A 10,203-nucleotide genomic window follows, 5' to 3' on the forward strand; every position below is an offset into this window, starting at 1 on the left:
GGGGCGTCGAAGTCGCCGCTGTCGCGACCGCTGCCGCCTTGGCCGCCGCCGCCGCCACTGCGCTCAGCCGAGCGTTCGCGGCTGTAGCCGCCACCGCCACCACCGCCCGCCTCATCGCCGTCGCGGCCGCCCAGCAGTTGCATCTGCTCGGCAATGATCTCGGTCGTGTAGTTGTCCTTGCCTTCCTTGTCCTGCCACTTGCGGGTCTTCAGGCGGCCTTCGACGTAGACCGGACGACCCTTCTTCAGGTACTCGCCGGCGATCTCGGCCAGGCGGTCGTAGAACACCACACGGTGCCATTCGGTCTCTTCCTGGCGCTCGCCGCCTTCGCGGCTCTTCCAGTTGCGCGTCGTCGCGATGCTCACGTTGCACACCGCGCTGCCGCTCGGCGTGTAGCGCAGTTCGGGATCACGGCCCAGGTTGCCGAGGATGATGACTTTATTGACCGAGGCCATGGTGGTTGCCTTCGCTTGCGTATGGTTGGGGTGTTCGGGAAGAGAAACTTTTGCGCCGCCAATCGCCCGGAAATCGACCGGAGCGGACGCTTCAGGCGGCCGAAACGCGGCGCAGGGGTCGGATTATGCCGCCCGCTCCATCCCGGAGCGATTGCTCGAAAACGCCGATCTGATACCGGCTTCAAGTCGGTGCATGACCTGGATCAGGAGACCCCGGCTCAGTTCATCCGCCGCCGCGACTGCTTGTGGGCATACATCGCCGCATCCGCCTGCTGCATCAGTTCCTCGAGCGCCAACGGCGCTTCCCCGGACATCGCCGCATCGCCCACGCTGAAGGCCAGCTCGTAGCCGCGCTGCGCCCGCAGGTTGAGCGCGCCGACCTGCGTCCGCACGCGCTCCAGGGCCGGCGCCATCTGCTCGGTCGCCGTGCCGCTGAGCAGCGCCACGAATTCGTCCCCACCGGTGCGGGCCACCACGTCCGACGACCGCAGGCAGAAACGCAGGATGTCCGCGAAGGACTTCAGCGCCCAGTCGCCCTCCGCGTGGCCGTATCGGTCGTTGACGTGCTTGAAGTGGTCCAGGTCGAAATACAGCAGCGTCGCAGGCCACTGCTGGCGCCGGCACAGCGCGAGCACATGGCCCGCCTGCGATTCGAAGCCGCGCCGGTTCGCCAGGCCCGTCAGCTCGTCGACCATCGCCATGTACATCGCCGCGAACTGCTGTTCGACCATGAAGGCCAGGTCGCGCAGCGTCGCCTGATCGTCGGTGTCGAAGCCACGCGGCGCGCGGTCGATCAGGCACAGCGTGCCGAGCCGGTGCCCGCTGGGCGCGCGCACCGGGCAGCCGGCGTAGAAGCGGATTCTCGGACCGCCGGTGACCAGCGGGTTGTCCGCGAACCTCGGGTCCGCATGCGTGTCGGGGATCAGCAGGATGTCGTCCGACATGATCGCGTGACCGCAGAAGCTGATGTCGCGCGGCGTCTCCGGCACGTCCAGGCCCTGCGCCGACTTGAACCACTGCCGGTCCGCGTCCACCAGGCTCACCAGCGCGATCGGCACCTGGAACAGCCGTCTGGCCATCCGCGTCAGGCGGTCGAAGCGTTCCTCGGGGTCCGTGTCCAGCACCTGCAGCACGCGCAGCGTGGACAGGCGGGCGTTCTCGTCATCGGGCAATGGCGCAGCGATCATGTCGACGTGTCTGCCTGTGCTTTGAGAGTTCGGTGTCGCTCTACGCAGCCCCGGCGCCGGATCCCGGCCCGATCACGACCGGGTCGATGGCGGTCCCGTCGATGTACGGGACAATCGAGAGCTCCATGAGTGCTTCCAACCATCATCCCGTCCCGCTAGCCATCCTGCAAGAGGTGTTCGGTTACAGCGCCTTTCGCGGCCAGCAGGCCTCGATCGTCGACCACGTGACCGCCGGCGGCGATGCGCTGGTCCTCATGCCCACGGGCGGCGGCAAGTCGCTCTGCTACCAGATCCCCGCGATCGCGCGCCAGCGCGCCGGCCACGGCGTCACCGTGGTCGTCAGTCCGCTCATCGCCCTGATGCACGACCAGGTCGGCGCCCTTGAGGAAGCCGGCGTCAACGCCTCCTTCCTCAACTCCACCCAGACCTCGGAAGAGACCCAGCGCATCGAGCGCGAGATGCTCGCCGGCCGCCTGACCCTGCTCTATGCGGCGCCCGAACGCGTCAACACGCCGCGCTTCATCGCGCAGATGCAGTCGCTGTACGAGCGCGGCCTGCTCGCGCTGTTCGCGATCGACGAGGCCCATTGCGTCAGCCAGTGGGGCCACGACTTCCGCAGCGAGTACCTGTCGCTCAGCCTGCTCCACGAGCGCTTCCCCGACATCCCGCGCATCGCGCTGACGGCCACCGCCGACGACATCACCCGCGCCGACATCATCGAGCGGCTGCAGCTCGAAGAGGCGGAGGTCTTCGTCGCATCGTTCGACCGGCCCAACATCCGCTACCTGATCGTCGAGAAGGACAGCCCGCGCGAACAGCTGCTGCGCTTCATCCAGGACGAGCACGAGGACGCCGCCGGCGTCGTCTACTGCCAGAGCCGCAAGAAGGTCGACGAGACCGCCGACTGGCTGAAGTCCAAGGGCATCAACGCCCTGCCGTACCACGCCGGCATGGAGCAGGACCAGCGCCGCCGCCACCAGGACCGCTTCCTGCGCGAGGACGGCATCGTGATGGTCGCGACCATCGCCTTCGGCATGGGCATCGACAAGCCCGACGTGCGTTTCGTCGCCCACCTGGACCTGCCCAAGAACATCGAGGGCTACTACCAGGAGACCGGCCGTGCCGGTCGCGACGGCGCGCCGGCCCAGGCGTGGATGGCCTACGGGCTGGCCGACGTCGTCCAGCAGCGGCGCATGATCGACGAGAGCCCCTCCACCGACGAGTTCAAGCAGGTGCAGCGCGGCAAGCTCGACGCGCTGCTCGCGCTGGCCGAGGCCATCGACTGCCGGCGCGTGCGGCTGCTCAGCTACTTCGGCGAAGAGAGCCAGCCCTGCGGGAACTGCGACAACTGCGTCAACCCGCCGGCGACCTGGGATGCGACCGAGGCGGCGCGCATGGCGCTCTCGTGCATCTACCGCTTCCATCAGGTGACGGGCTTCAGCTTCGGCTCCGGCCACTTGATCGACGTGCTGCGCGGCAAGGAGACCGACAAGGTCAAGCAGTACCGGCACCACGAGCTCAGCACCTGGGCCGTCGGCGCCTCGCTCAGCGAGCAGCAGTGGCGCGCGGTGATCCGCCAGCTGATCGCACTCGGCTACGCGGTGACGGAAGGCGAATACAACACGCTGTCGCTCGGCGGCGAGGCCAAGGCCGTGCTGCGCGGCGAGGTGCAGATGCTGCTGCGCCAGCCCGCCACGCCGACCAAGCGGAGCAAGTCCAGCCGCACCGGCAGCTCGACGTCCAGGCGCTCGGAAGCGGAGACCGATCTGGACGCGGCGGCGCAGGTGCGCTTCGATGCGCTCAAGGCTTGGCGCGCCGAGGTGGCGCGCGAGCACGGCCTGCCGGCCTACGTGATCTTCCAGAACGTCACGCTCGCGGAACTCGCGCGCGTTCAGCCCACGTCCCTCGACGAGATGTCGGGCATCAGCGGCATCGGCGCGAAGAAGCTCGAAGCCTATGGCGATGCGCTGCTGCGCGTGCTGAGCGAGGACTGACCCCGCAGACCCGTTCGAGCCCCTCATCGCGTCATGCGATCGTCACGATGAAAAGGAAAACGCCCGGCTATGCCGGGCGTTTTCGTTGGCGAGCGCTACAGCTGATCTGCCGCGGTCGCCGCGCTGACGGCGCAACCGCGGGAGCTCAGCAGAGCTGGGTCGTGCAACCGACCTGCGCGGTCGAGGCCAGTTGCTGGCCGTCGGCCGAGGTGTCGCGGCGGCCGGTGATGTAGACGGTGGGCAGCTGCGCGCGCTTGGCGGTGATGACCACCGGATCCAGCGTGATGACGGCGGCGCGTTGCTCGCGCTGTTCCTGCACGTGCAGCAGGCTGAACGCGATCGCCAGCGTGGCGCCGATGCCGAAGGCGAAGGCCTTGAAGCTCGCGGCGCCGGTCATGCCGATGCGCGCGCTACGGGTGGAACGGGTCTTGGAAGTGGTGGTGCTCATGTCGATCTCCTGAAGGGGTTGCGTGTGTCAGTGAAGTCAGTGTCGTCATTGCCGCCCCGATTCGCGAGGCACAAGCGACGAATGCGCGCAGCGGCGGATTGAACTGCGCGCCATCGCGACGAATGGATGAACCGGAATGCCAGATCGCCCGGATGCCCCATTCCATCGGTGTTCTGAGCGATCGCGTCCGCGGTGTCCGCGGACACATCGGACACTGCGGACACTGCGGACACTCCGCACAAAGGGAACCGACAAAAAAAGAAGCCCGCTGGTCAGGCGGGCTTCGAAATGCCGGGGGGAAGCGGGGCGTCTATCGGCGCGCAGGCAGCACGGTCATCCGCGCGGCTTGCTGGCCTGTTCAGCCTGAGGTCCCGGCATGGTCTGCTCGGCCCAGTGCAGGGGCAGGGTGTTGGACGGACGCGCGGCCTCGTTCGTGTCCGCCAGCCACAAGGCGATGACGGCGGCGCTGGCCACGGCGGCCAGGGCGGTGAGGAAGGTCTTTGCTGCGTCGTTCATGGCGGTCCCCTGCGGTGTCTCTTGCCTGTCCTGGAAGGTCAACGAGGTTGGACTGTGCGCCGCCGTCCATGACAAGGCCACGCGGACGCGACGAATTGCCGCAATCGCGCGCCGAAATGCCGGTCAGCCGGCTGAACGGAAGTTAGGGGGTGCGGTCAGACCCGCGCCGTCAGCGATGCCCCAGCCTGGAGCGGCCAGACGGCCAGCCGGTCCTCGAGCGCCTGGGCGGGCTGCGGCCGGCAGTAGAAGTAGCCCTGCTGCTGCCAGCAGCCGAGCGCCAGCAATGCGTCGCGCTGCGCCTCGGTCTCGACGCCCTCGGCCACGACGTCGATGCCCAGCGCCTCGGCCATGCCCATCATGGCCCGCACGAGTCCGCGGTCGTCGGCGCTGCTGGGCAGGTCCCGGACGAAGGCCCGGTCGATCTTCAGCCGCGCCGGGCGCAGCAGCTTCAGATAGGCGAGCGAGGAATACCCCGTCCCGAAATCGTCCACCGACAGGCTCAACCCGAGTTCCGACAGGCGGGCCAGGGTCTGCAGCACCGTGTCGGTGTCGGTCAGCAGCGAGCTCTCGGTCAGCTCGATCGCCAGCTCGCCGGGGGCGACCGCATGGCGGCGCATCGACTCGGCGATGCGCTCGGCCAGCCGGGGCTCGCGGAACTGCAGGGCCGACAGGTTGATCGAGATCGGCCCCGGATGCCGTCCCGCCGCCTTCCAGCGCGCCAGCTGCGCGCAGGCCTGCTCGATGGTGCTCCAGCCGAGCGCCAGGATCTGCCCCGTCTCTTCCGCCAGTTCGATGAACTGGCCCGGCATCACCAGGCCGCGCTGCGGGTGCTGCCAGCGCATCAGCGCCTCCAGGCCCGACCACTCGCCGGTCCGGGCGTCGACGACGGCCTGGTAATGGAGCAGCAGCTCGTCGCGTTCCAGCGCCAGCTTCAATTCGCGCTCGAGCTCCATGCGCTCCACCGCCGCCGCGTCCATGTCCTGCTGGAAGAAGCTGTAGCGCGACCGGCCCATCTGCTTGGCGCGGTACATCGCCAGGTCGGCGTGCCGGACCAGCGTGTCGAAGTCCTCGCCGTCGCGCGGGAACAGCGCGATGCCCACGCTCGCCGACACGCTCGCCACGCCGCCTTCGAGCTGCAGCGGAGCGTTCAGGGCCTCGATCAGGCGCTGCGCGGCGACGCCGACGTGCTCGCTGGAGTCGCGCATCAGCAGCAGGAACTCGTCGCCGCTGACGCGGCAGGCGAGGTCCGATTCCCGCACCGCCTGGCGCAGGCGCTCGCTCGCCTGCAGCAGCATGCGGTCGCCCGCCGCGTGGCCCAGCGAATCGTTGATCGCCTTGAAGCGGTCCAGGTCGACGAACAGCAGCGCCAGGTGCGTCTGCTCCCGGCGCGCCACGGCCGCCTCGTGCAGGAAGACCTCGCGGAACAGCGTCCGGTTCGGCAGCCCGGTGAGGTGGTCGTACATCGCCAGCTGATGCAGCTGCGCGTTCTTGCCTTCCATGTCGGCCAGCAGGCCCGCGATCTGCTGGCCCATCTGGTCCAGATGGACGCCCAGCTGGCCCAGCTCATCCTTGCGGTTCCAGCGCAGGCGCGGGACCGGCTGGCGCTCGGCGATCGCGCTGGCCAGGCGCTTGAGGCGGTCGATCGGCCGCACCAGGCGCAGGTAGAAGACCAGCAGCACGATGACGACGCCGGCGGCGACCTGGAACGCGACGATCAAGGCCGTCTGACGGCGACCCTCCTCCAGCATGCGCTCCTGCGCCGCGTCGTCGAACTGCACCCGCAGGCTGCCCAGCACCTGCCCGTCGCGCTGGATGGTCGCGGCCAGCGTGACCGTCGGCCAGCCGGGGCTGCACTTGGTGCGGACGATGTCGCGGGTGTCGGCGCGTTCCTCGCTCAGCTCGACCGCGCAGACGTTCACGTCCGACAGCAGCTGATCCAGCGCCCGCTGCACCGCGGGGCCGTCCACCGTCCACAGCGGTTCGGCCAGGCCGTTCGCGGCGAGCGTCAGCACGGCCGCGCGCTGGCCTTCCAGCACCGGCTCCAGGCTGCGCCGGATGAAGGCGTCGCTGAACGCCACCAGCGCCAGCGCAGGCACTGCGATCCCGATGACCACCGCCAGCAGGATCACGCTGCGCAGGGACAGGGAGGGGACTTGAAACTTGAGCAATGGAGGGGCGCGGAGGGGGGTTCAGCTGATTCTGCACCTCCACGCCGGAGGACGGCCACCGTCGGGCCCCGAAAACCGGGGGACGGTCGGTGCCGTTTGCCGGCGTTCCGGCAATATCACGCACAGTAGCCCAGCGACAAAGGCTTCTTGAGCTCTGCGTCGCGGCGGCGACGCACGGCGCCGCGACAAGCGCGGCCGTGGCCGGGGCTCTATCATGTCGAGTTCGCCTCCAGCTGTGTCCCGGCCGCCCCATGCCCACGAATGTCCCGCCCGTCGCCCCCGCACCGTCCGAGCCCGGCGCCAAGCCTGACTCCGGGCTCGGCTCCGGGCAGAAAGCGGGCGCAGTGCCGCAGGCGGACGCCGGCCGATACCTGGGGCAGGCGATGCGACCCGTCGGCGAGACGCCGATGATCCGCGTCCGGGGCGCCCGCACCCACAACCTCAAGAACATCGACGTCGACCTGCCGCGCAACCAGCTGGTCGTCATCACCGGGCTGTCGGGCTCGGGCAAGTCCTCGCTCGCCTTCGACACGCTGTACGCCGAGGGCCAGCGCCGCTATGTCGAGAGCCTGTCGGCCTATGCGCGCCAGTTCCTGCAGCTGATGGACAAGCCCGACGTCGACGTGATCGAAGGCCTGTCGCCGGCGATCTCGATCGAGCAGAAGGCCACCAGCCACAACCCCCGCTCGACGGTGGGCACGGTCACCGAGATCCACGACTACCTGCGCCTGCTCTACGCCCGCGCCGGCACGCCGTTCTGCCCCGACCACCACCTGCCGCTGGAAGCCTCGAGCGTCGGCCAGATGGTCGACGCGGTGCTGGCGATGCCCGACGAGTCGCGCCTGATGGTCCTGGCCCCGGTCGTGCGCGATCGCAAGGGCGAGTTCGTCGAGCTGTTCCAGGACCTGCAGGCGCAGGGCTACGTGCGCTTCCGCGTCGACGGGCAGACCGTCGAGGTGACCGAGCTGCCGGCGCTGAAGAAGGCCGAGAAGCACGACATCGACGTCGTCGTCGACCGCATCAAGCTGCGCCATGACAGCGCCGACACGCTGCGCCAGCGGCTGGCCGAAAGTTTCGAAGCCGCCCTGCGCCTGGCCGACGGCCGCGCGCTGGTGCTGAACATGGACAGCGGCACGGAAGCGATCTACTCCAGCAAGTTCGCGTGCCCGATCTGCAGCTACTCGCTGCCCGAGCTCGAGCCGCGGCTGTTCTCCTTCAACTCGCCTGTCGGCGCCTGCCCGTCCTGCGAAGGCCTCGGCCAGGTCACCGTCTTCGATCCGGACCGCGTCGTCGCCTTCCCGACGCTGAGCCTGGCCAGCGGCGCGGTGAAGGGCTGGGACCGGCGCAACGCCTACACCTTCTCGATGCTGGAGACGGTGGCCAAGCACTACGGCTTCGACATCGAGCTGCCCTTCGAGGAACTGCCCGAGCAGGCGCGCCAGGTCTTGCTGCAAGGCTCCGGCGAGGACGAGATCAGCTTCACCTACGAGGCCGAGGGCGCGAACGGAAAGAAGCGCAGCGTCAAACGCGCGCATCCGTTCGAAGGCATCCTGCCCAACCTCACGCGGCGGTATCGCGAGACGGACTCCGCCGCGGTGCGCGAGGAACTCGCGCGCTACCAGAGCGCCAAGCCTTGCCCCCAGTGCGAGGGTTCGCGGCTGCGACGCGAGGCCCGCAACGTGCTGCTGCAACCGGCCGAGGCGGTCGAGGGCGAACGCGGCAAGCCGATCTACGAGGTCGAGCACGCGACGCTGCGCGAAGCGTTGCATTACTTCGAGGGCCTGAAGCTCAAGGGCGCCAAGGCCGAGATCGCCGACAAGGTGATCCGCGAGATCGCGTCGCGGCTGCACTTCCTCAACGACGTCGGCCTCAACTACCTGAGCCTGGACCGCAGCGCCGACACGCTGTCCGGCGGCGAGGCGCAGCGCATCCGGCTGGCGTCGCAGATCGGCTCGGGCCTGACCGGCGTGATGTACGTGCTGGACGAACCCAGCATCGGCCTGCACCAGCGCGACAACGACCGCCTCATTGCCACCTTGCGGCGGCTGCGCGATCTGGGCAACTCGGTGCTCGTCGTCGAGCACGATGAAGACGCGATCCGCGCGGCGGACCACGTGTTGGACCTGGGTCCCGGCGCTGGCGTCCACGGCGGCCGCATCATGGCGCAGGGCACGCCCGAGGAAGTCGCGGCGAACCACGAGTCGTCGACGGGCCGTTATCTGAGCGGCCTGGAACGCATCGAGGTGCCGAAGAAGCGCCATGCGCTGTCCGACAGCCCCGATCCGCGCACGCTGAAGATCGTCAACGCACGCGGCAACAACCTGAAGGGCGTGACCGCGGAGTTCCCGGTCGGGCTGCTGACCTGCGTGACGGGCGTGTCCGGTTCAGGCAAGAGCACGCTGGTCAACGACACGCTGTACGCGGCCGTCTCGCGCAAGCTCTACCAGAGCCACGCCGAGCCGGCCGAGTACGACGAGATCGAGGGCATGGACGCTTTCGACAAGGTCATCAACGTCGACCAGTCACCGATCGGCCGCACCCCGCGCTCGAACCCGGCCACCTACACCGGCCTGTTCACGCCGATCCGCGAGCTGTTCGCCGAGATGCCCACCGCGCGCGAGCGCGGCTACGGCGCGGGCCGCTTCAGCTTCAACGTGGCGGGCGGCCGCTGCGAGGCCTGCCAGGGCGACGGCGTGCTCAAGGTCGAGATGCACTTCCTGCCCGACGTCTACGTCCCCTGCGACACCTGCTTCGGCAAGCGCTACAACCGCGAGACGCTGGAGGTGCTCTACAAGGGCAAGAACATTTCCGAGGTGCTGGGCCTGACGGTGGAAGACGCGCTGACTTTCTTCAGCGCGGTGCCGACGCTGGCGCGCAAGCTGCAGACGCTGATGGACGTGGGCCTGGGCTACGTGAAGCTGGGGCAGAGCGCGACGACGCTGTCGGGCGGCGAGGCGCAGCGGGTGAAGCTGGCGCTGGAGCTGTCCAAGCGCGACACCGGCCGCACGCTCTACATCCTGGACGAACCGACGACGGGCCTGCACTTCGCGGACATCGCGCTGCTGCTGAAGGTCGTGCATCAGCTGCGCGACGCGGGCAACACCATCGTGATCATCGAGCACAACCTGGACGTCATCAAGACGGCGGACTGGCTGATCGACATGGGCCCCGAGGGCGGGTCCGGCGGCGGACGCCTGCTGGTCGCCGGCACGCCCGAGGACGTGGCCGCTTGCGAAGCGAGCCACACGGGTCGTTATCTGAAGCCGCTGCTCGCGCGCGGCTGAGGGGTCAGCGCGAGAGCCAGGGTCAGGCGGTGCGGCGCCTGGCGACGAAGGCCAGCGCGCCCAGTCCCAGCGCGAACAGCAACCAGGTCTGAGGTTCCGACACGCCGGGCACCACCGGCAGGTCGCCGCCACCGCCGCCGCCGCCCTGCGG

At 69.0% G+C, this 10,203-nt stretch carries 8 protein-coding genes; 2 read left to right on the top strand and 6 right to left on the bottom strand.

Going from position 1 to position 10,203, the window contains the following annotated elements; all coding sequences use genetic code 11:
- Both VF536_RS23805 and VF536_RS23810 read right to left on the bottom strand, forming a co-directional pair.
- A partial coding sequence (locus tag VF536_RS23805; RefSeq protein WP_331617398.1) for a single-stranded DNA-binding protein occupies positions 1 to 455 on the bottom strand: 455 nt, incomplete at its 3' end.
- 218 nt (positions 456 to 673) lie between these two features.
- Positions 674 to 1,642, bottom strand: coding sequence for a sensor domain-containing diguanylate cyclase (locus VF536_RS23810; protein WP_331617399.1), 969 nt, complete (start codon positions 1,640 to 1,642; stop codon positions 674 to 676).
- Between the two features lie 125 nt (positions 1,643 to 1,767).
- On the opposite strand from VF536_RS23810, the gene recQ reads away from it, so the two are divergent.
- Entirely contained in the window at positions 1,768 to 3,636 is a 1,869-nt protein-coding gene (gene recQ / locus VF536_RS23815; RefSeq protein WP_331617400.1) for a DNA helicase RecQ, read from the top strand.
- Between the two features lie 145 nt (positions 3,637 to 3,781).
- Here the strand turns inward: recQ and VF536_RS23820 are convergent, their stop codons facing one another.
- From VF536_RS23820 to VF536_RS23830, 3 genes are all read right to left on the bottom strand, one after another.
- The gene (locus VF536_RS23820; protein WP_331617401.1) at positions 3,782 to 4,084 is read right to left on the bottom strand and encodes a hypothetical protein; all 303 of its coding nucleotides are present in this window, start codon (positions 4,082 to 4,084) and stop codon (positions 3,782 to 3,784) included.
- A gap of 333 nt (positions 4,085 to 4,417) precedes the next feature.
- Entirely contained in the window at positions 4,418 to 4,600 is a 183-nt protein-coding gene (locus VF536_RS23825; protein ID WP_331617402.1) for a hypothetical protein, read from the bottom strand.
- 155 nt (positions 4,601 to 4,755) lie between these two features.
- Positions 4,756 to 6,768, bottom strand: coding sequence for a putative bifunctional diguanylate cyclase/phosphodiesterase (locus VF536_RS23830; RefSeq protein ID WP_331617403.1), 2,013 nt, complete (start codon positions 6,766 to 6,768; stop codon positions 4,756 to 4,758).
- Positions 6,769 to 7,151: 383 nt separating this feature from the next.
- Here VF536_RS23830 and uvrA point away from each other — a divergent pair, with 383 nt between their 5' ends.
- On the top strand, positions 7,152 to 10,052 hold the full coding sequence (gene uvrA, locus VF536_RS23835) for an excinuclease ABC subunit UvrA (RefSeq protein ID WP_331617405.1): 2,901 nt from the start codon (positions 7,152 to 7,154) through the stop codon (positions 10,050 to 10,052).
- Positions 10,053 to 10,074: 22 nt separating this feature from the next.
- Here uvrA and VF536_RS27755 read toward each other — a convergent pair whose 3' ends face one another.
- Complete coding sequence (locus VF536_RS27755; protein ID WP_414710439.1) at positions 10,075 to 10,167, bottom strand: PEP-CTERM sorting domain-containing protein; 93 nt, start codon at positions 10,165 to 10,167, stop codon at positions 10,075 to 10,077.
- Between the last annotated feature and the right edge of the window lie 36 nt (positions 10,168 to 10,203).

It is taken from the genome of Roseateles sp., assembly GCF_036486225.1.
GTDB lineage: Bacteria > Pseudomonadota > Gammaproteobacteria > Burkholderiales > Burkholderiaceae_C > Roseateles.

What these genes read in the sequence shown, in the direction of transcription:
- uvrA (WP_331617405.1), top strand. Translation starts at nt 7,152, where the DNA reads ATGCGACCCGTCGGCGAGACGCCGATGATCCGCGTCCGGGGCGCCCGC.
- VF536_RS23820 (WP_331617401.1), bottom strand. Translation starts at nt 4,084, where the DNA reads ATGAGCACCACCACTTCCAAGACCCGTTCCACCCGTAGCGCGCGCATC.
- VF536_RS23825 (WP_331617402.1), bottom strand. Translation starts at nt 4,600, where the DNA reads ATGAACGACGCAGCAAAGACCTTCCTCACCGCCCTGGCCGCCGTGGCC.
- recQ (WP_331617400.1), top strand. Translation starts at nt 1,768, where the DNA reads ATGAGTGCTTCCAACCATCATCCCGTCCCGCTAGCCATCCTGCAAGAG.
- VF536_RS23810 (WP_331617399.1), bottom strand. Translation starts at nt 1,642, where the DNA reads ATGATCGCTGCGCCATTGCCCGATGACGAGAACGCCCGCCTGTCCACG.